At 62.3% G+C, this 19,702-nt stretch carries 20 protein-coding genes and 1 pseudogene; 18 read left to right on the forward strand and 3 right to left on the reverse strand.

Annotated features, from left to right (window positions below):
- Positions 1–296: 296 nt before the first annotated feature.
- The 12 genes and pseudogenes from BPSG_RS03645 (at position 297) to BPSG_RS08750 (ending at position 10,507) form a co-directional block, all read left to right on the forward strand.
- On the forward strand, positions 297–809 hold the full coding sequence (locus BPSG_RS03645; protein ID WP_026643018.1) for a hypothetical protein: 513 nt from the start codon (positions 297–299) through the stop codon (positions 807–809).
- Positions 810–846: 37 nt separating this feature from the next.
- A complete protein-coding gene (locus tag BPSG_RS03650; protein ID WP_026643019.1) occupies positions 847–2,889 on the forward strand; it encodes an AMP-dependent synthetase/ligase in 2,043 nt (680 codons plus the stop codon).
- A gap of 4 nt (positions 2,890–2,893) precedes the next feature.
- Positions 2,894–3,379, forward strand: coding sequence for a peptide deformylase (locus BPSG_RS03655; protein WP_026643020.1), 486 nt, complete (start codon positions 2,894–2,896; stop codon positions 3,377–3,379).
- A gap of 250 nt (positions 3,380–3,629) precedes the next feature.
- Positions 3,630–4,544 (forward strand): 30S ribosomal protein S2, encoded by a 915-nt coding sequence (gene rpsB / locus BPSG_RS03660; RefSeq protein ID WP_022857460.1) that lies wholly within the window; start codon positions 3,630–3,632, stop codon positions 4,542–4,544.
- A gap of 72 nt (positions 4,545–4,616) precedes the next feature.
- Positions 4,617–5,477, forward strand: coding sequence for a translation elongation factor Ts (gene tsf, locus BPSG_RS03665; RefSeq protein WP_022857461.1), 861 nt, complete (start codon positions 4,617–4,619; stop codon positions 5,475–5,477).
- A gap of 192 nt (positions 5,478–5,669) precedes the next feature.
- Positions 5,670–6,416: a UMP kinase gene (gene pyrH / locus BPSG_RS03670; RefSeq protein ID WP_026643021.1), complete on the forward strand. Its 747-nt coding sequence runs from the start codon at positions 5,670–5,672 to the stop codon at positions 6,414–6,416.
- Between the two features lie 42 nt (positions 6,417–6,458).
- Positions 6,459–7,013 carry a ribosome recycling factor gene (gene frr / locus BPSG_RS03675; RefSeq protein ID WP_026643022.1) on the forward strand — a complete coding sequence of 185 codons (555 nt, stop codon included), beginning with the start codon at positions 6,459–6,461 and terminating at the stop codon, positions 7,011–7,013.
- Positions 7,014–7,132: 119 nt separating this feature from the next.
- A complete protein-coding gene (locus tag BPSG_RS03680; protein ID WP_026643023.1) occupies positions 7,133–8,098 on the forward strand; it encodes a phosphatidate cytidylyltransferase in 966 nt (321 codons plus the stop codon).
- 7 nt (positions 8,099–8,105) lie between these two features.
- A complete protein-coding gene (rlmN, locus tag BPSG_RS03685) occupies positions 8,106–9,287 on the forward strand; it encodes a dual-specificity RNA methyltransferase RlmN (RefSeq protein ID WP_026643024.1) in 1,182 nt (393 codons plus the stop codon).
- A gap of 58 nt (positions 9,288–9,345) precedes the next feature.
- On the forward strand, positions 9,346–9,708 hold the full coding sequence (locus BPSG_RS03690) for a TetR-like C-terminal domain-containing protein (protein ID WP_080699157.1): 363 nt from the start codon (positions 9,346–9,348) through the stop codon (positions 9,706–9,708).
- Positions 9,705–9,938 (forward strand): annotated as a pseudogene (locus tag BPSG_RS08825) (ATP-binding cassette domain-containing protein); the annotation flags it as partial. The gene BPSG_RS03690 and the pseudogene BPSG_RS08825, both read left to right, overlap by 4 nt.
- Before the next feature lie 224 nt (positions 9,939–10,162).
- On the forward strand, positions 10,163–10,507 hold the full coding sequence (locus BPSG_RS08750) for an ABC transporter permease (RefSeq protein ID WP_236822925.1): 345 nt from the start codon (positions 10,163–10,165) through the stop codon (positions 10,505–10,507).
- 6 nt (positions 10,508–10,513) lie between these two features.
- Here BPSG_RS08750 and BPSG_RS03700 read toward each other — a convergent pair whose 3' ends face one another.
- Positions 10,514–11,578: a helix-turn-helix transcriptional regulator gene (locus BPSG_RS03700; RefSeq protein ID WP_026643025.1), complete on the reverse strand. Its 1,065-nt coding sequence runs from the start codon at positions 11,576–11,578 to the stop codon at positions 10,514–10,516.
- Positions 11,579–11,889: 311 nt separating this feature from the next.
- Here BPSG_RS03700 and hisF point away from each other — a divergent pair, with 311 nt between their 5' ends.
- The 3 genes from hisF to BPSG_RS03715 all read left to right on the forward strand — a co-directional run bounded on the left by hisF (position 11,890) and on the right by BPSG_RS03715 (position 14,693).
- Positions 11,890–12,660 (forward strand): imidazole glycerol phosphate synthase subunit HisF, encoded by a 771-nt coding sequence (hisF, locus tag BPSG_RS03705; RefSeq protein ID WP_022857469.1) that lies wholly within the window; start codon positions 11,890–11,892, stop codon positions 12,658–12,660.
- Positions 12,661–12,732: 72 nt separating this feature from the next.
- Positions 12,733–13,140 carry a phosphoribosyl-AMP cyclohydrolase gene (gene hisI / locus BPSG_RS03710; RefSeq protein WP_022857470.1) on the forward strand — a complete coding sequence of 136 codons (408 nt, stop codon included), beginning with the start codon at positions 12,733–12,735 and terminating at the stop codon, positions 13,138–13,140.
- Positions 13,137–14,693, forward strand: coding sequence for a chorismate-binding protein (locus tag BPSG_RS03715; protein ID WP_022857471.1), 1,557 nt, complete (start codon positions 13,137–13,139; stop codon positions 14,691–14,693). Before hisI ends, BPSG_RS03715 begins: the two co-directional genes overlap by 4 nt.
- Before the next feature lie 81 nt (positions 14,694–14,774).
- On the opposite strand, the gene BPSG_RS08685 is transcribed toward BPSG_RS03715, so the two are convergent.
- Together BPSG_RS08685 and BPSG_RS03720 are read right to left on the reverse strand one after the other, a co-directional pair.
- Positions 14,775–14,915, reverse strand: coding sequence for a hypothetical protein (locus BPSG_RS08685; RefSeq protein ID WP_162165644.1), 141 nt, complete (start codon positions 14,913–14,915; stop codon positions 14,775–14,777).
- Positions 14,916–15,143: 228 nt separating this feature from the next.
- On the reverse strand, positions 15,144–15,458 hold the full coding sequence (locus BPSG_RS03720) for a hypothetical protein (RefSeq protein ID WP_022857473.1): 315 nt from the start codon (positions 15,456–15,458) through the stop codon (positions 15,144–15,146).
- Between the two features lie 224 nt (positions 15,459–15,682).
- Here BPSG_RS03720 and BPSG_RS03725 point away from each other — a divergent pair, with 224 nt between their 5' ends.
- The 3 genes from BPSG_RS03725 to lgt all read left to right on the forward strand — a co-directional run bounded on the left by BPSG_RS03725 (position 15,683) and on the right by lgt (position 19,678).
- Positions 15,683–17,767, forward strand: coding sequence for a bifunctional indole-3-glycerol phosphate synthase/tryptophan synthase subunit beta (locus BPSG_RS03725; RefSeq protein ID WP_026643027.1), 2,085 nt, complete (start codon positions 15,683–15,685; stop codon positions 17,765–17,767).
- Positions 17,760–18,656, forward strand: coding sequence for a tryptophan synthase subunit alpha (gene trpA, locus BPSG_RS03730; RefSeq protein WP_051591914.1), 897 nt, complete (start codon positions 17,760–17,762; stop codon positions 18,654–18,656). Before BPSG_RS03725 ends, trpA begins: the two co-directional genes overlap by 8 nt.
- 86 nt (positions 18,657–18,742) lie before the next feature.
- Positions 18,743–19,678 carry a prolipoprotein diacylglyceryl transferase gene (gene lgt, locus BPSG_RS03735; RefSeq protein WP_033502081.1) on the forward strand — a complete coding sequence of 312 codons (936 nt, stop codon included), beginning with the start codon at positions 18,743–18,745 and terminating at the stop codon, positions 19,676–19,678.
- The last annotated feature ends 24 nt before the right edge of the window (positions 19,679–19,702 follow it).

Consider the following 19,702-nt stretch of genomic DNA (forward strand, 5'->3'; position numbering starts at 1 on the left):
CGCATTGGACCGTGTGGGCCGCCGTTCCCTATGGGATGGCGGCCCACACGCGTATATGCGGCGGGGGCGAACCGGGGCGTGTAGCAGGTATATATATCGAAATTGTGAAACATTGGATATTTATACTATACATTTTCTTTCGTCAACAATATGTGTAGAAAATAGGAATAATTTGTAAAGCTTATTGTATTCCCCCTGTTGGCGCAGTCTGTGGTTGCAATAATTGGGCACGGTTGGGCGTAATGCGACCCGACCGGTCCACGGCGATATGCCACCACAAACAGCAAAGGAGGATAATGACCGAACAGAAGATAGAGGAACTCGAACCGGTCACCCCGTTCATGATGCGAAGGCCGGAGATGCTGCCGTCGTTCGACGGCGTGATTCCACTGCAATCGTCTTCGGAGCCCGCGCGCTACCGTGTTGTATCGTGTCTGTCGCGTACATTCAACGCGGAACAAGTCCACGAACTCGTCATGCACGTGTGCCGTGTGACCTGCGTGGCCGTCGAGATCCTGCGCAGGCGCCAGCCGAGCCGAATCCTCGCGAAATTCGCGGAGCCGGAATGCATCGAACGGCTCGAATACATGCGTTCGCTGCTTTCCGACTACATGGAGGAACTCGCAGTGCTGCACAAGCGGCACATCTACCCGCCAGTTGAGTTCGTCTGGCTCAATGGGGTATTGACAAGCGAATGCAAACTCGACATCTCGTTGGGTATGCGCGTCGGCGCGCAGACCCATGTGGGAGGCTTGGTGTTCGAGCGCAAACGGGGCCGTTGGATCTGCATGATGGTGGATATCGGCTGATGGCGAGCGTGCGGGCGTGTGGGTTATAGTGGAATGCATGCTCAGGGAATATGGACTCGACAACATCTATGTCACCACTCAGAATGACACTGTCTATGCATTGCTTTCGGACCGCGCGTTGGCGGATCCGGACGATCTGATAGCGCAGTGGAAGGATGAGCGCACACGGCAATGGAACGACGTGTACGCCGGTGAGATGTTGGCACAGGTGCGCAGCGTGGCCAAAGGCCTCATGGCGCTTGGCGCGAAGCCGGGGAGCACCGTGGTGATCTACTCCGCCACATGCTATGAATGGGGAGTGCTCGACTTCGCCTGTGCGGCCATCGGCGCGGTCTCCGTGCCGATCTATGAGACCGATTCCATGAAACAGGCTTCCTCGATCGTGCACGAGGTGCACCCCTCGATCGCCTTCGGCGGCGATGAGGCGCACACCCAGACGCTCGAGGCGATCGCCGAGGTTGAAGACGTGCTCACGCACGTCTTCAACCTGAGCAACGGCGCGCTTGAGGCGTTGATCAATCTGGGCGAGGGTGTCAGCGACGATGCGCTCGATGAGGCGATCGCGCGCGTGCGTGCCGATGACCTGCTCACCATCGTCTACACATCCGGCTCCACCGGGGCCCCCAAGGGCGCCATGCTCTCCAACCGCAACTTCACGCACATCGTCAAGAACGGCTACGAAGTGCTTCCTGAGATGCTCTATGAGCCAAGCCGACTGCTGCTGTTCCTGCCCCTCGCGCATTGCTTCGCGCGCTACATCCAATACACGGCCATCGGCGGCCACGGCGTCGTGGGCTATGTGCCCGGCGCCAAGCACTTGCTCGCCGATCTGCGCGGGTTCAAACCCACCTATCTGCTCGGCGTGCCGCGTGTGTTCGAAAAGGTGTTCAACGCGGCCTCTCAGAAAGCCGGCGCCGGATTGCGCGGGCGCATCTTCGCGAATGCGGTCAGGCATTTCGAGGACTGGTCCAAGATGGAAAGCGAGCACAAGCACCCGTCGCTGGCCATGCGCATGAAGCATTCGTTCTACATGAGCACGGTCGCCACATCGTTCCGCTCCGCGCTCGGACCGAACCTGCGCTACCTCGCGTGCGGTGGCGCTCCGATCAACACCGACCTTGTGCACTTCTTCAACGGCATGGACGACATCACGTTCATCCAGGGCTATGGTATGACCGAAACGGCCGCACCGATGATGGTGAATTGGCAGAAGGCCAACCGACCCGGCTCCGTGGGGCGCCCCGGTCCCGGTATGGCGGTGCGCACCGCCGAAGACGGGGAAATCGAAGTCAATGGCCCCAACGTGTTTCTGGGGTACTACAAGAACCGCGAGAAGACCGACGAGGTGCTCGAGCCGAGCGGCTGGCTGCATACCGGTGACCTCGGGTACATCGACGACGATGGGTTCCTCTATATCACCGGGCGCAAGAAGGACATCATCATCACCGCCGGAGGCAAGAACGTCTCGCCGGCGCCGATGGAGAACGCGATCAACGAATGCCCGATCGTGGCGCACACGGTCGTGGTCGGCGACAACAAGCCGTTCATCGGGGCGTTGGTCACGCTCGACCCGGAGATGATCGGCAGCTGGCTCGCCGAACGTGGGCTGGACCCCCACATGCCCCTTGAGGACGTGGCGCATAGCGACGCTGTGCATGCGTACATCCAGCAATACGTGGACCAGGCCAACGCCAATGTGTCGCGTGCGGAATCGGTGCGCAAGTTCATCGTGCTGCCGCACGATTTCAGTGTCGAGGAAGGCATGATGACCGCCAGCATGAAAGTGGTCCGGCCGAAGGTGCTCGCCGCGTACGCCGGGGTCATCGAGGGCGAGCTGTACGCTCCTGTCCCGTCGAACCGTCCCGTGCCCGTGAGCGTGCAGATCCTGGAAAGCACCACGGAGACCGTCAAGCGGGCGGGTGAATCGATGCGCCACGCCTCCGAGAACGTCTCGCCGCGTGTGCGCCAGGCGATCGACACCGTGCAGGAGCGTCTCGGCGAATGGCAGCAGGACCATGCCGAGACCGCGGAAGACGCATCGGCGGCCAAGGAGCCGCCAAGCCAAGAAGAGGAGAGGTAATACCGTGGCAATCCGAGACATACGAGTGGTTCCCGACCCCGTGCTACGCACGCCGTGCGATCCGATCACCGACATCACGCCGGCCATCCGGCGTCTTGTGGACGACCTGCTCGACACGGTGAACGACCCGGGTCGTGCAGGCGTCTCCGCGAACCAGATCGGCGTAAGCCTGCGTGCGTTCTCGTACAACATCGACGGCACGATCGGATACATCCTCAACCCGGTGCTGGAAGAGACGAGCGGCGAACAATACGGTGACGAAGGTTGCCTGTCGCTTCCAGGCCTGTGGTACAAGACGCCGCGCGCGGATTATGCGCGTGTGCGAGGCATCGATCTGGACGGCAACGAGGTCGTGCTCGAAGGATCCGGACTCATGGGCCGCATGCTGCAGCATGAGACCGACCACCTTGACGGGCACTTGTACATCGACCGTCTCGAGAAGGACGAACGCCGTGCGGCGATGCGCCGCATGCGCAGTCTGAACGCCTGAGCGCATGACCACCAAGGCCCGCACCACGCCCACGCCGCGTGGTGCGGGTCTCATGCTATCATGTGCAGTTGGTGCGCCAACCGGCGCCCGCCGCGTTCGCGAGCGGTGGCGCCACCCCTAATATCGTCAACCGGCGTGCCGCCAAATTCGCGCCATGTACGCGAAGGCCCGTGTCGGTCGGTCATCGCACACGATGACTGCACGCGGGAACGCATGGCCAGGCAATAACCGACAGGAAGGTAGTAATACCATGGCTCAGATTACGATGAGCGAAATGCTGAAGGCCGGTCTCCAGTTCGGCCACCAGACCCGCCGCTGGAACCCGAAGATGAAGCAGTACATCCTCACCCAGCGCAACGGCATCTACATCATCGACCTCTTCAAGACGCTCGACCTGATTGACGTCGCCTACGACTTCATCAAGACCACCGTGGCCCACGGCGGCACCGTGCTGTTCGTCGGCACCAAGAAGCAGGCCCAGGAGGCCATCAAGACCCAGGCCACCCGTGTGAACATGCCTTACGTGTGCGAGCGTTGGCTCGGCGGCATGCTCACCAACTTCCAGACCGTCTCCAAGCGCGTCACCCGTCTCAAGGAACTCGAGGAGATGGACTTCTCCGACGTGCACGGCTCCGGCCTGACCAAGAAGGAGCTCCTGCTCCTTGAGCGTGAGAAGGACAAGCTGGAGAAGCAGCTTGGCGGCATTCGCAACATGAACCGCACGCCGTCCGCGATGTTCGTCGTCGACGTCAACAAGGAAGCACTGGCTGTCGAGGAAGCCCACAAGCTGGGCATTCCGGTCGTCGCGATCATCGACACCAACTCCGATCCGGACGTCGTCGAATACCCGATTCCGGCCAACGATGACGCTATCCGCGGCATCGAACTGCTCACCACGCTGTTCGCCGACGCCGTCGCCGATGGTCTGCTGGAGCGCTCCGGCAAGTCCACCAAGGCCGAAGGTGAATCCGATGCGCAGCCGATGGCCGCCTGGGAGAAGGAACTGCTCGAGAACGACGAGAAGACCACCCTGCGTGAAGACGCCGTGGTCACCGAGAACGCCGTCCTCAAGGCCGACGAGAAGGAAGGCGCTTCGTCCGAAGCGGCCCGCGCCGACGCGCAGTTTGAGGAATCCGAAGCGAAGCAGGACGAAGAGTCCAAGTGACGTTTCCCGGTGGCGCGCAAGGCGCGCCACCGCTTCCAATCGTTACACCATTCATCAATCAAGGAGATATCAATGGCAGCCATTACCGCAGCATTGATCAAGCAGGTCCGTGAAGAGACCGGCGCAGGCATGATGGACGTCAAGAAGGCGCTCACCGAAGCCGAAGGCGACGTCGCCCGCGCAAAGGAAATCATCCGCGCCAAGGGCATCCAGGCCGCCGGCAAGCGTGAAGGCCGCAAGGCCCAGGAAGGCACGATCGCCTCCACCGTCGTCGACTCGGCCAACGGCCAGACCGGCTATGCCGTCGAGCTCAACTCGGAGACCGACTTCGTGGCCAAGACCCCGAAGTTCGTCGACTTCGCCGACACCGTGCTCGCCGCGGCCGTCAAGGTCAACGCCAACGGCATCGACGATGTGCTCGCCGCCCCGAGCGACGAAGGCACCGTCAAGGAATCCGTCGAAGAAGCCGCCGCGCTGTTCGGCGAGCATGTCAAGATCGGCCAGTTCGCCAAGATCGAAGGCCCGCGCGTCGAGATCTACGCGCACAAGAAGTCCGCAGAGATGCCGCCGAGCATCGTCGCGATGATCGCCACCGATGAGGCCGGCGCAGCCGTGGCCCATGAGGCGGCCCTGCAGATTTCCGCCATGGGCGCCCAGTGGCTGTCGCGCGAGGACGTGCCGGAGGACATCGTGGAATCCGAGCGCCGCGTCGCCACCGAGAAGTCCCTCGCCGAGGGCAAGCCGGAGAAGATCGTCCCGAAGATCGTCGAAGGCCGCCTCAACGCGTTCTTCAAGGAGAACGTGCTGCTCGAGCAGGCCTATGTCAAGGATCCGTCCAAGACGATCGGCGACCTGTTCAAGGAAGTCGGCGGCCAAGCTCTGGCTTTCGCCCGCCTCGAGGTCGGCAAGGGCCCGGAGGCCGACGCCGAGTGACTTTGACGGCATAGCCTACGCTGGGCATGCCGCCCACTGTCGTGACGGGGTTGTCGACGCATGCGAGCCATGCGCCGACAACCCCGTTTTCGTATGCGTCCCGTGGTGTCGCGCGTCATGGGTGCGGTGTCGCACCGGGCCGATACGCTAAACAACGGTAAGACATGAGATACATGTGCAGAAAGGTGCGGCATGGCACTTGACAACACCGAGGACAAACCTCGTAGAGTATTGCTCAAACTGTCCGGCGAGGCATTCGGCGGTGGCCATGTGGGGGTGGACACCGGCGTGGTCCGCCGCATCGCTTCGGAAATCGTACCGGCGGTCGCCCAAGGGGTGCAGGTCGCGATCGTGACCGGCGGTGGCAACTTCTTCCGCGGTGCGGAACTGCAGCAGGCGGGCATCGACCGCTCGCGCGGCGACTACATGGGCATGCTTGGCACCGTCATGAACTGTTTGGCGTTGCAGGACTTCCTCGAGCAGGAAGGGCAGGCCACCCGCGTGCAGACCGCGATCACGATGGGGCAGGTCGCCGAGCCGTACATTCCGCTGAAGGCCATCCGCCACTTAGAAAAGGGCCGCGTGGTCATTTTCGGCGCCGGTGCAGGCATGCCGTATTTCTCGACCGACACGGTGTCGATCCAGCGTGCCCTCGAAATCCATTGCGACGAAGTGCTCATGGGCAAGAACGGCGTGGACGGCGTGTACACCGCCGACCCGCGCAAGGATCCGCAGGCCAAGCGCTTCTCCGCGTTGAGCTACAAGCGCGCCCTGGTTGACAACCTTGCGGTCATGGACGCTTCGGCCATGGCCATGGCGCGCGACAACAACCAGAGCATCCGCGTCTTCGGACTCGAGGAACCGGGCAACGTCACGGGAGCCCTCTTGGGCGAATCCATTGGTACGCTGGTGTCCAATGGAGAATCGCACCTCGCCTGACGGCGGGCGGGCACGACCAATTCCATATCAAAGGAGAACAACATGGCAAATCTTGTGGACCAGGCCAAGGGCCAGATGGAGAAGTCCATCGAATCGACCAAGGAGAACTTCGCGGGCATCCGCACGGGCCGCGCGAACCCGGCTCTGCTCAACGGCATCACCGTCGAGTATTACGGCGCCCCGACCCTGTTGAAGGCCGTGGCGACGATCGGTGTGCCGGAGCCGCGCACGCTTTCGGTGACACCGTTCGACCCATCGCAGGCGAACGCGGTGGAAAAGGCGCTGCGTGACTCCGACCTGGGCGCAAGCCCGCGCCGCAATGGCGCGCAGATCCTGCTCACCATGCCCGAACTGACCGAGGACCGCCGCAAGGAATACGTCAAGCTCGCCAAGACCAAGGCGGAGGATGGCAAGGTCGCGGTGCGCAACATCCGCCGCAAGGCCAAGGAATCCATCGACAAGGCCGTCAAGGACGGCGAGATGGGCGAGGATGAGGGCGAGCGCCTGCTCAAGGACCTCGACAAGGTGACCAAGCAGGTCACCGACCAGCTGGATGCGCTGCTCGACAGCAAGCAGAAGGAGATCATGGAGGTGTGACCTCCCCATGGTGAACGGGTGCGCCGCATGCATGCCGCCGTCGCACGGTGGCCCTCCATGCGGCGCACCCGTTCGCATTATTCACGACGAACCGGTTTTTCGAAGACGCGAGGCACCGCATGAACTCCACAACACCACCGAACCATCAGGCCGAAGAGGCGATTGACGCCATCAACAAGAAGACGGGCCGCAACATGCCGCAGGCGATCGGCACGGCTGTGGTGCTCATCGTGCTGATCCTTGCATGCCTGCTAATCAGCCCCGCGCTGTTCGCGCTGCTTGTGGTGATCTTCATGATCCTCGGCTTGTGGGAGCTCCGGGTGGATTTCGCCGTCCGCAACCTCAACATTCCGATCGGCACGCTGTGGGTGTGTTCCACCGTCTCGTTGTGCACGGTGTATCTTGCGCCGAACCACGTGGTGGCGATGGGCGCGTGCGCGTTGGGTACGCTTGTGCTTGTGGGGATCATGGCGAGCCTGCAGATATCGCTCAATGGCCGGGCGGGCAAGGCGTTGGCCACCAAAACGCTCACGTCGCCGTCGGCGGTGCCGTCCGACAGCACGCCCACGCACAGCAGGCTGACGCATGTGGCGGTCTCCATGTTCACGGCGCTGTACATCCAGGTGCTCGCCTCGTGCATCATCATCCCGCTCACATTCCACGGGCACCCTGTGTCGCATGCCATCATGATCGTGTTCATCCCCGCGTTGAGCGATACCGGCGGCCTGTTCGCAGGCGCCTGGCTTGGACGGCACAAGCTGTGCCCGGGCATTTCGCCGAAGAAATCGGTCGAGGGCCTGCTTGGGTCGATCCTCTTCGCGATGGCCGGGGCCTACGCCGTGTTCGCCTGCACCTATGACCAGACCATGTGGGCTACGCGCTGGTGGGTGCCTGCGGTGGCCGGCGTCATGATCGGTGTCGTCGGCACATTCGGCGACCTGTGCGCCTCGATGATCAAACGCGATCTGGGCATCAAAGACATGGGGCATCTGCTCAAAGGCCATGGCGGTGTGTTGGACCGCGTGGATTCCATTCTGCTGGCCGCACCGTTCACGTGCGTGCTGCTCTGGATGACGGGACTGTGATATGGAGATGGAAACAACCAAGACCGGTCATGCCGTGGAAAGCGGCATCACGCCGGGTGGCACGACCGGTGCGTTCCGTGACGTGCTGGCCAAGGACCACGCGCGCCGCGGCAAGCCGCCGGTCCACTTCACCGACATGACGCCCGACGAGCGCATCGAGGCGGCGAAGGGGATGGGTCTGCCGAAGTTCCGCGTCAAGCAGCTCGCCAACCATTACTATGGCCATTTCGACACCGAGGCCGCGCAGTTCACCGATTTTCCCGCCATGGCGCGCCAAGCCGCACAGAACCTGTTCTTCCCGACATTGATCAGCGAGGTCACACGGCAGGTGGCCGATGACGGGCAGACGGTCAAGACATTGTGGAGCCTGTTCGACGGTTCGAAGATCGAATCCGTGTTGATGCGCTACCCGAACCGCACCACATTGTGCATCTCGAGCCAGGTGGGCTGCGGCATGGGATGCCCGTTCTGCGCCACCGGCAAACTCGGTTTGACCCGCAACATGTCCACTGGCGAGATCCTCGAACAGGTGCGCATCGCCGCGCGCATGATGAGCCGCGGGGAAGTGGCGGGAGGTCCGGGCAGACTCAGCAACATCGTGTTCATGGGCATGGGAGAGCCGATGGGCAATTATCGGTCCATCATGAGCGCCGTGCGGCAGATCAGCGCCATGCCTCCTGAAGGGTTCGGCATCTCCGCGCGCAACATCACCGTGTCCACGGTGGGCGTGGTGCCGGGCATCCGCAAACTGGCGCAGGAGGGCATCCCCGTGCGCCTCGCCGTGTCGCTGCACGCCCCGAACAACGACCTGCGCGATGAGCTTGTGCCGATGAACAAACGCTTCAATGTCGAGCAGGTGCTCGACGCGGCGCACGACTATTATCTGGCGAGCAAACGCCGCGTGAGCATCGAATACGCACTCATGCGCGGCATCAACGACCAGGCCGAACATGCACGCCTCCTGGCGAAGAAACTCAACCATTACGGTGACAATTGGGCACATGTCAATCCGATTCCGCTCAACCCGATTGAAGGGTCGAAGTGGACGGCCTCGAAGCCCGAGGACGAACAACGGTTCCTTGAGATTCTCAATAACGCCGGCGTCACCGCCACACTGCGCGACACGCGCGGGCAGGACATCGACGGTGCGTGCGGCCAGCTCGCCGCGAAAACCACCGAGCGCGCATGATGGCGCAGATAGGGGAACAGGCGAACGCCTACTACGCGGAGACCATCTGCGCGCCAGCATGGACAGTGGACGCTGGCCACGCTACATGGCCAGCGGCATGGGGTACATCACCTTCACGAAAACCGAACCGCACCTGTTCAGCATGCTGTTCATGTGTGACCAGAGTCGTGACCAACGCGAGCGCATGGAGCGCCAGCTGCAACCGATCATCGAACTGATCACACGGCAGTTGGGCATGAGCGCGGACACTGCAACGGCATTCCATATGCATATGTGGATCCATGTGCACGGCATCGCGTCGATGATCGTGGCGCACTACCTCGATTGGGACGAACAGCACATCGTCGACGCGCTGAGCGTGGAGTTCCACGCGCTCAGTGCCTCCATCGCCAACCAGCAGGGAAGTGGAGGCGTGCAATGACCGCGACAGACCAACAGGAAGCCATACGTGCCGAAGGGCTGACGAAGCGATTCGGCGCCACAACCGCCGTCGATGGGCTCGACCTGACCGTGACCAACGGTGAGACCTTCGCATTGCTCGGCGTCAACGGCGCGGGGAAAAGCACCACGATCGCCATGCTCACCCAATTCGGCTTGGACCAGGTGGCGCACCAACGCGCCCACACGCTTTCGGGTGGCATGCAGCGCCGCTTGAGCATCGCGATGGGATTGATCACCAACCCGAAGATCCTGTTCCTCGACGAGCCCACGGTCGGGCTTGATGTGCGCTCGCACGCCATGAACTGTGGCACACGCTCACCGCGCTCAAAGGCGAGGTCACCATCCTGCTCACCACGCATTACCTCGAAGAGGTCGAATCCCTCACCTTCGCATTCGCCATCCTGTTCGGCTTCCAATGGAGCGCGCGCGTCGTGGTGGGCATCGCGGTCATCCTGCCCACGGCGCTCATGTACACCGCGATCGGATTGCTGTGCGGCACCCTCGTCAGCGATAAGGCCGTCGGTGGCATCTGCGGGGCCATGCTCACCACGGTCTCTTTCATCCTCTCCGGACTCACCATCCCGCTGACGGTCATGGGCCACGCGTTTCAGATCATCGCTCAGACCCTGCCTTTCTATCACGCGGCGCAAATGGCGAATGCGGCCATAGCCGGAGACTATGGCCGCATCTGGCCGCACATGTGGATCGTCCTCATCTACATGGCCATATTCGCCGCGGCCGCGATCCTTACCTTCACGATGCGAGCACGCAACCGGTAGACCACATCAGACAATGATGTCGTCATCATGCCTGCTCCGGGACGTTTTGACCGCTTCGATGATGACCGAGGAGATGCCGCACAGCAGGCCGCCGATGACCCACGACAGCCAGAACAACCCTCCATCAAACCCGAAGAGCATCGTCAGACCGACAATCGTGGCGATCATCATGATCGTGCCGCAAATCGCGCCATTGACCTCGTCATACGAGTCATTCAGGCCCTTCGCCTCACGGTACTCCCGCTCCGCGGCCTTGTTGTATTTGGCAAGATTGAGACGGCCGAAGTGCATGCCTCCATACACGATGGCAGCCACGCCACAGGCCGCGAGCATCAGGAACGCACCAATCGGCCACCCATCCTCTGTATGCAGATACTCGTTGACGAAAATCAACTGCGCAAGTCCGACAAGAATCAGGCCGATGCCGCCAACAAGCGCAACCGTCAACGTGCGCCGCGCCTCCGCATGATCATGCTCGGTATAGAAATCCTCAACATAGGGATGACTGCGCATGAACGCGGAATGCCCAAGCCCGGCGGGAACCAGAAACACCAAGCCAATGATGACCCCAAGCACAATGCACAGGAACATGAGGAAATCATTGAACGGACTCACCCCAAGGATGGAATTGTCCGCATCGAAAAACATCCCGGCGCCGACACCGAAAATGATGGCAAAGATGCCAGCCGGAATCTTCGCGTCAAAACTGCGCATATGGGCCTCATACCCCGTGATGTCCCGCGGCAATGGTGCGGGATTCTGCTGGAGCATGGACAGTGGCGGGCGCTCACTGATCGCCGCTGGGACACCCGTGTCGTCTGGCTCATCGGCGTGTCCCTGCGCGGGTGACGCGTTCCGACGTGGCCGGGCCACATCGCCGATGACAAGGTCGTCGAGCGTGACGTCGAATAGGTCGCAGATCACGAGCAGCTTGTCCATCTCCGGGTACGCCTTCTCGCTCTCCCACTTGCTGATGGCTTGGCGGGAGACGCCCAGAAGCATCGCCAATTGCTCTTGCGTCATGTTTTGCTGCGCCCGCAGATACTGCAGGTTGGTCTTGAAATTGCTCATCATCCTGTCCTTATGTTCGAGTCGCTCCCATTCGAAGAAGGAGCCATGGCCTCACTATGCAACACAACGAGACGATCCGTCCACCATCCTCTGGTTGCATCACACAACGCAACCGCAATTCGGCACGCAACCGATGGTTGCATCCGCGACATTCCAACGATTCCACACATACAGCACCAGCGGCGCGCACACGAACCCATTTCACGATGTGGGCGCCAAACCGTACACCAAAACCGATGTAACAGGGAATCAGTACTCTTAACACCAGCACAACCGGCTACGCGCACCCGAGTAGAGATGGAGACCCAAACATGTCGTTGGCGGTACGAGTGATCCCTTGCCTGGACGTCGATGCAGGACGCGTCGTCAAAGGCGTCCACTTCGAAAACCTCAAGGACGCCGGTGACCCCGTGGCGCTCGCTGCCGAATACTACCGCCAGGGCGCCGATGAACTCACGTTCCTCGATGTGACCGCCTCCAGCTCGCACCGGCAGACGATGGTCGACGTCGTCACGCGCACCGCCGAGCAGGTCTTCATTCCACTGACCGTGGGCGGCGGTGTGCGCACACCCGAAGACGTCGACTCGCTGCTGCGCTGTGGCGCGGACAAGGTCGGTGTCAACACGGCGGCGATCAACGACCCCACATTGATCAGCCGTGTGGCGGAACGTTTCGGCAGCCAGGTGCTCGTCCTTTCTGTCGATGCGCGCCGCGAACAGGGGGAGTGCCACACCCAGTCGGGCTTCGAGGTCACCACCATGGGCGGCCGCAAATCCACCGGCATCGATGCGCTGTGGTGGGCCAAGCGCGCCGAGGAATTGGGCGCCGGCGAGATCCTGCTCAATTCGATGGACGCCGACGGCACCCAGCAGGGGTTCGATTTGGAGATGATCTCGGCGATGCGGCGTGAGGTGTCCATCCCGATCATCGCCTCAGGCGGCGCGGGCAAGGCCGAGGATTTCCCGCCGGCGATCGCTGCGGGCGCCGACGCCGTGCTCGCCGCGTCGATCTTCCACTTCGGCAAGGTCACAATCGGCGAGGTCAAGAGCGCCCTGCGTGCCGCAGGCTACACCGTGCGCTGAAGCCACGCACTGGCGGCGGAGGCCAAGCCCGTTTACAATGCTTGGGGTAAGTGTGATATCTGGATGGAAACGATGAACGACGAACAATTCGACAATGCAGTGACACTCGATCCGCGCATCAAGGCGCGGCTCAAATACGACGGGCTCGGCCTCGTCGCCGCCGTGGTGCAGCAGTACGATTCCCGTGAGGTGCTCATGGTCGGCTACATGAACGACGAAGCCCTGCGCCGCACGCTCACCGAAGGGCGCGTGACGTTCTGGTCGCGTTCCCGGCAGGAGTATTGGCGCAAAGGCGACACGTCGGGACATGCGCAGTATGTGAAGGCCGTGCATCTGGATTGTGACGGCGACGCACTGCTCGTCCAAGTGGACCAAGTGGGCGCCGCATGCCATACCGGCAAGTATTCCTGCTTCGACGAAGGCGGCCCGCTGCCGGTCGTGGTGGGATCCCGGGACCACAGTGAGGGGGAGGCTCGATGACGCAGTGCAGTGTGACCAATCTGGAGTGGGGCGAGACCTGGCCCTCGCGTGAACTGTTCCAGACGCTGGCCGATGAAGGCTACCGCATCATCCCCATCGTGCGCCGCCTGCTCGCCGATTCGATCACGCCCGTCGGATTCTACGAGCGTCTGGCGAATGGCAGGTCCGGCACCTTTATCCTCGAGTCCGCGGAATACGGCGGATCATGGAGCCGGTATAGTTTCATCGGCGTCAATGCGATGGCGCAGTTGCGTTCAGATGGAGGTCAGGCGAGCTGGCTTGGCACCGTGCCCGTGGGTGTGCCCAGCCATGGTGACGTCATCGACGTGGCCCGCGCCACGCTCGAAGTGCTCAAGGCGCCACGCGTCGAAGGATTGCCCAACCTCACCAGTGGATTGGTGGGTACCGTCGGATGGGACGCGATCCGGCATTGGGAGCCCACGTTGCGTGCCACGGCGCCAGACGAGACGGGGCAGAATGAGCTCGTGCTCGCGTTGGCGACTGACATCGCCGTCGTCGACCACGTCTCCGGTTCCGTGTGGCTCATCGCGAACGCCGTGAACGTGGACGACAAGCCCACCCGTGCCGACGAGGCGTACCGGGCTGCGGTCGCTCGCCTCGACACGATGGAGCGCGACGCCGCGACGCCGACGCCCGGCGAATTCCGCGTCAACGTGCGCGACACTTCCGTGCCCCAGCCTCAATTGCGCTTCCGCACCGCGAAGCAGGTGTATGAACAGGCGGTCGAGCGGTCGCGCCAGCACATCATCGACGGCGACGTGTTCCAGGTGGTGATCTCGCAGCGCCTCGACATCGATTCGCCGGCGGACCCGTTCGACGTCTACCGCGTGCTGCGCACGCTCAACCCCAGCCCATACATGTATTTCATGGCCCTCACCGACGCGCAGGGCCGTGATTTCAACGTCATCGGATCAAGCCCCGAAACGCTTATCAAGGTCGACGACGGGCAGGCGATGACCTTTCCAATTGCCGGGTCGCGCCCGCGCGGCGCCACACCAGAGGAAGACGAGTTGTTGGCGAAGGAATTGCTCGCCGACCCCAAGGAGACGAGCGAACATGTGATGCTCGTCGACCTATCACGCAACGACCTGAGCCGGGTGTGCCTGCCGCAGACCGTCGAGGTCGTCTCTTTCATGGACATCAAACGGTTCAGCCACATCATGCACATCTGCTCGACGGTCACCGGAACAATCGACCCGGCGCTGTCCGCGTTCGACGTGTTCACCTCCGCATTCCCCGCGGGCACGCTGTCCGGAGCGCCCAAGCCGCGCGCGGTGGAGATCATCGACGAGCTCGAGCCCGCCGACCGTGGCATCTATGGCGGTACGATCGGCTACTTCGATTTCTCCGGCAACATGGACATGGCGATCGCGATTCGCACCGCGTTCATCCGCGACCATGAGGCCAGTGTGCAGGCCGGTGCGGGGCTTGTGCTTGATTCGGTGCCCGCTACCGAATGGCAGGAGACGCGCAACAAGGCCGAGGCGAGTGTGGAGGCCATCCAGATCGCGGCCCAGCTCAAGCGTCTGTGAGCGTGCTATTGCGGTATACGGCAGCAGCCCGCGGAACGTTATGTTCCGCGGGCTGCTGTGTGGTGTGGGGATGGCGCTGAACTACTCAGCCTTGTTTTCATGGTCCTTCTTCATTTCATCGAGCTTGGCCTCTGCCTTGCCCTTGATCTCTCCGGCCTTCATCTTGATTTCGTCGGCCTTGACTTCCGCCTTGCCCTTGAGCTCACCGATTTTTTCTGCCATATCAGCCATGATAGGCTCCTTTCGTGGTTGCCGCCGTTTGTGCGGCTCATCCCATTACACCATGCGTGGCGAGCGCGCCGGATCGGATTCCTCGTGTGGGTGAATGCCGACCGGCCCTTGAGTTGTGCTATGAGGGTGCCTTGGCGCTATGGCATAAGGATGGGGGCTGCGATCTAATCGAATCGCAGCCCCCATCACACAGGCTATGCCTGAAGCCAAGCAGGCGAATCAGTCATCGAGGTCCAGCTGACGGCCGAAACGCTCGTTGAGCTCCACCTGATCCTCGGTGGCCTTGGCTTCCAGATCGGCTGCCTTGCCGGCCGCCTTGTCCTTCTTGTCGTCGGCCTTGTCGGTGATCTTCTCGAGCTTCTTCTCGGGATCGCCGGCGGCTTCGCGGATCTTGTTGTCTTCCTTGGCGATTTCCTTGGCCGCATGCTCTTCGGCGCGCTCGGCGCGCTTCTCGTCACGGTTGGCTTCATGCTCCTCGTGACGTTCTTCCATGTGGTCCTTGAACTCTTCGAACTTTTCCTTGATATCTGCCATAACCGGCTCCCATCTACAAATGAATGCTACGTATTCATTAGACCACGTTTCGCATCGGTCCCCGGGTTTTTCGCCCTATAGGGGAAAACGGCGCGTCCGCATCCATGCCTCGCCCGGGTGCGGTACCGCCCCCCCCACGGCTCACCATGCAAGACGGTGCTTCAGAGGTGTAACCCGCTTGCTTTACAGTTACGCATGTCGGCAAACTCATTGAAGGAGGACCATTGTCTGTGCTTGACGAACTGGTAGCGGGCGCGCTGGAAGACCAGCAGGCCCGTGCACGCGAAACGTCACTGGATGAGCTGAAGGCCATGGCGGCCCAGGCTCCCGCCCCCCGTGACGCCAAGCGATGGCTCAGGCACGATGACGGCATTCCGGTGATTGCGGAGATCAAACGTGCATCCCCGTCGAAAGGCCACCTCACTGACATCCAGCATCCGGGGGAGCTTGCGGCCGAATATGCCGCCGGCGGCGCGTCCGCGATTTCCGTGCTCACCGAAGGACGTCGGTTCCTCGGTTCGCTCGCTGATCTCGACGAGGTGCGTGCGGCCGTCGACATCCCGGTGCTACGCAAGGATTTCATCACCACCGACTACCAGATCTGGGAGGCGCGCGCGCACGGCGCCGATCTGGTGCTGCTCATCGTCGCTGCGCTCGGCGATGACGAACTGGTGCACCTGCTCGCACTGACGCACGAGCTCGGCATGACCGCCCTCGTGGAGACGCATACGCGCGAAGAGATCGACCGTGCGATAGCGGCCGGTGCACAGGTGATCGGCATCAACGCGCGCAACCTGAAGAATCTCAGGGTAGATGTGGGCACATACCGCGAACTCGCGCACAATCTGCCCGATGATGTGATCAAGGTGGCGGAATCCGGCGTGTTCGGCGCAGTCGAAGTGCAGGACTACGGGCGTGCCGGTGCGGACGCCGTCCTCGTGGGCGAGGGCGTGGCCACGGCGGACGACCATGAACTCGCAGTACAACGTCTAGTAAAGGCAGGAGCAACAGTGAAAGCTTCGGAACAGACCCCGCTGAGCACGCACGAAGGGCCGTACTTCGGCGAATACGGCGGCCGGTATGTGCCGGAGGCGCTCGTCAGCGCCCTCGACGAACTCGAGCGTGTATACGCGCAGGCCAAGGCCGACCCAGAATTCCACAAGGAGCTCGCCCGTCTCAACAGGCAGTACGTCGGGCGTCCATCGCCGCTCACCGAAGCGCCGCGCTTCGCCGAGCGCATCAAAGAACGTACCGGCTTGGACGCGCGCGTCTTCCTCAAGCGTGAGGACCTCAACCATACCGGCGCGCACAAGATCAACAACGCGATCGGGCAGGCGCTGCTCGTCAAGCGCATGGGCAAGACGCGCGTCATCGCCGAGACCGGCGCGGGGCAACATGGTGTGGCCACCGCCACCGTGTGCGCGATGATGGGGCTCAAGTGCCGCATCTACATGGGACAGATCGACGCGCGCCGCCAAGCGCTCAATGTGGCCCGCATGCGCATGCTCGGCGCCGAGGTCGTGGAGGTCACCCTCGGCGACCGGATCCTCAAGGACGCGATCAACGAGGCATTGCGCGACTGGGTCACCAATGTGAAAGATACCCATTACCTGCTCGGCACCGTGGCCGGACCACATCCGTTCCCCGCGATGGTGCGCGACTTCCAGAAGATCATCGGCGAGGAGGCCAAGGAGCAGCTGCAGGAATGGTACGGCATCGACCATCCCGACGCAATCTGCGCATGCGTGGGCGGCGGATCAAACGCGATCGGCATCATGAACGCGTTCCTCGACGACGACCGGGTGAACCTGTACGGGTTCGAAGCCGGCGGAGAGGGCCCCGAATCCGGGCGCCACGCGATCCGGTTTGCGCCGGGCACAGGCGAGCTCGGCATGTTCCAAGGCGCCAAGAGCTACCTGCTGGAGAATTCCGAAGGCCAGACGCTTGACACCTATTCCATCTCCGCCGGCCTCGACTACGCGTCCGTCGGCCCCGAGCACGCGTGGCTCAAGGACATCGGCCGCGTGACCTATTCCTGGGCCACCGACGGCGAGGCGATGAGCGCGTTCAAGGACCTGTGCGAGACCGAGGGCATCATCCCCGCTATCGAAAGCTCGCATGCCATCGCCGGCGCCTACAAGGCGGCGCTCGACCTCAAGGCCAAGGGCTACGAGCACCCGGTGATGATCATCAACGTCTCGGGCCGCGGCGACAAAGACATGAACACGGCCGGCAAATGGTTCGGCTATCTGACCGATGAACAGAGCAAGGCACTCGAAGCGAACGGAGCACAGGGCAACAATGCGTGAATTCAACGAGACGATCATCGAAGTGGAACAGGATGGCACCCCCTCGGGCCAGCCGCTGGGCATCAGCCATGCGCCGAGCCGTTGCGGCGAGCTCTTCGCCCGCTACAAAGAGCGCAACATGCCCGCCTTCATCGGCTATCTGCCCTTTGGATTCCCCGACACGGAGCTGTCACTTGAGGCCTTCCGCACTATGGTCGACAACGGCGTGGATATCGTGGAGATCGGCCTGCCGTATTCCGACCCGGTCATGGACGGCCCGGTGATCCAGGCGGCCAGCCAGATTGCGCTGCGCAACGGCGAGCGTATCGCCGACGTGTTCCGCGCCGTGGAGACGGTGGCCAATGCCGGGGGCATCCCGCTCATCATGAGCTATTGGAACCTCATCTTCCATTACGGTGTGGAACGTTTTGCCGCTGATTTCGCGAATGCGGGCGGCGCGGGCCTCATCACGCCCGACCTGATTCCGGACGAGGCGGGGGAGTGGATCGAGGCGTCCGACCGCCATGGGCTCGACCGCATCTTCCTCGTATCGCCCGATTCCACCGACGAGCGCCTGCGCATCGTCGCGAAGAACGCGCGCGGGTTCGTCTACGCGGCATCACGCATGGGTGTGACCGGCGAGCGCGACACGATCAACGCGTCGCCGGAGCGTCTTGTGGCGCGTGCCCGTGCGGCCGGTGCGCAGAACGTGTGCGTCGGCATCGGCGTTTCCACCCCGCAACAGGGTGCGACCGTCGGCCAATACGCCGATGGCGTCATCGTGGGATCGGCCCTCGTGCACACGCTGCTCGATGACCAAGGCGATGTCAAGGATCCGGTACAGGGCATGGGCGCGCTGGCCAATACGACCGCCTCCTTGGCCGAAGCCATCCACCACTGCAGGCTGTAAGCCGAAGCCATACGGCTGTTGGGCGGGGGCCACACCGCGGTGCGGCCCCCGCCCAATATCGTTTGCGGCCGCTACCATCGGGCAGTATGAACTTCGCCTATATACCATCGCCGACCATCTCGGAGTTCCAGATCGGTCCCGTGACGATTCACATCTATGCCCTCACCATGCTCCTTGGCATCATCGCCGCGGTATGGATCACCAGCATCCGTTGGAAGCGGTACGGAGGCACATTTGACCAGATCCTCGACACGTCGTTGGTCGCGGTGCCCTGTGGCATCATCGGCGCGCGTCTGTACCACATCATCACCACGCCGGAACGCTTCTTCGGCCCCAACGGCGATTGGGTGGAGATGTTCCGCATCTGGAACGGTGGCCTTGGCATCTGGGGTGCGATTGTGCTTGGCGCCCTTGGCGCGTGGGCGTGGATGCGGCACAAGCACTACCCGATGGCATTGCTCGCCGATGCCATCGCACCGGCGTTGCTTGTGGCCCAGGCCATTGGCCGCTTGGGTAATTGGTTCAACCAAGAGCTGTATGGCAAGCCGACGACGCTTCCATGGGGGCTGAAACTCAACACGCAGGGCACGGCCATCGGCAACAGCGAACAATGCTACGACGGTGCCACATGTCCGACCGGCACGCTGTTCCATCCCACGTTCCTGTACGAGATGATCTGGAACCTCATCGGCGCCGCGCTCATCATCTGGATCGGACACAAGACCGTGCAACTGCTCAAGGCTGGATCGCTGTTCGCGCTGTATGTGATCTGGTATACGGCGGGCCGCACATGGATCGAGATGTTGCGCATCGATTTCTCGCACGAGATTCTCGGTTTGCGGGTCAATGTCTGGGTCTCTATCTGTGTGTTCATCGCCGGCGCCATCGCGTTCATCGTCATCCAACGGGTCGGTCGGCCCACGCTCCTGCTCGCCGAACGGCTGCGCACATCGACCGAGCTCGAGGCACGTGAGCTCCTTGAACGGGAGCAGGAGCGCAAAGCCAAGCCTTCGCGGAACTGACGTTCGTCGCCAAGCCAATTTAGA

Origin of the sequence: Bifidobacterium pseudolongum subsp. globosum (genome assembly GCF_000741295.1) — a bacterium.
Taxonomy (GTDB): Bacteria; Actinomycetota; Actinomycetes; order Actinomycetales; family Bifidobacteriaceae; genus Bifidobacterium; species Bifidobacterium globosum.

Bases quoted from the DNA above. Each gene is read 5' to 3' on its own strand.
- BPSG_RS03690 (WP_080699157.1), top strand. From the start codon at position 9,346: ATGGACAGTGGACGCTGGCCACGCTACATGGCCAGCGGCATGGGGTAC.
- trpA (WP_051591914.1), top strand. From the start codon at position 17,760: ATGCGTGAATTCAACGAGACGATCATCGAAGTGGAACAGGATGGCACC.
- rpsB (WP_022857460.1), top strand. From the start codon at position 3,630: ATGGCTCAGATTACGATGAGCGAAATGCTGAAGGCCGGTCTCCAGTTC.
- BPSG_RS03715 (WP_022857471.1), top strand. From the start codon at position 13,137: ATGACGCAGTGCAGTGTGACCAATCTGGAGTGGGGCGAGACCTGGCCC.
- frr (WP_026643022.1), top strand. From the start codon at position 6,459: ATGGCAAATCTTGTGGACCAGGCCAAGGGCCAGATGGAGAAGTCCATC.
- rlmN (WP_026643024.1), top strand. From the start codon at position 8,106: ATGGAAACAACCAAGACCGGTCATGCCGTGGAAAGCGGCATCACGCCG.
- lgt (WP_033502081.1), top strand. From the start codon at position 18,743: ATGAACTTCGCCTATATACCATCGCCGACCATCTCGGAGTTCCAGATC.
- BPSG_RS03650 (WP_026643019.1), top strand. From the start codon at position 847: ATGCTCAGGGAATATGGACTCGACAACATCTATGTCACCACTCAGAAT.
- tsf (WP_022857461.1), top strand. From the start codon at position 4,617: ATGGCAGCCATTACCGCAGCATTGATCAAGCAGGTCCGTGAAGAGACC.
- BPSG_RS03680 (WP_026643023.1), top strand. From the start codon at position 7,133: ATGAACTCCACAACACCACCGAACCATCAGGCCGAAGAGGCGATTGAC.
- hisI (WP_022857470.1), top strand. From the start codon at position 12,733: ATGAACGACGAACAATTCGACAATGCAGTGACACTCGATCCGCGCATC.
- hisF (WP_022857469.1), top strand. From the start codon at position 11,890: ATGTCGTTGGCGGTACGAGTGATCCCTTGCCTGGACGTCGATGCAGGA.
- BPSG_RS03700 (WP_026643025.1), bottom strand. From the start codon at position 11,578: ATGAGCAATTTCAAGACCAACCTGCAGTATCTGCGGGCGCAGCAAAAC.
- pyrH (WP_026643021.1), top strand. From the start codon at position 5,670: ATGGCACTTGACAACACCGAGGACAAACCTCGTAGAGTATTGCTCAAA.
- BPSG_RS08685 (WP_162165644.1), bottom strand. From the start codon at position 14,915: ATGGCAGAAAAAATCGGTGAGCTCAAGGGCAAGGCGGAAGTCAAGGCC.
- BPSG_RS03720 (WP_022857473.1), bottom strand. From the start codon at position 15,458: ATGGCAGATATCAAGGAAAAGTTCGAAGAGTTCAAGGACCACATGGAA.
- BPSG_RS03645 (WP_026643018.1), top strand. From the start codon at position 297: ATGACCGAACAGAAGATAGAGGAACTCGAACCGGTCACCCCGTTCATG.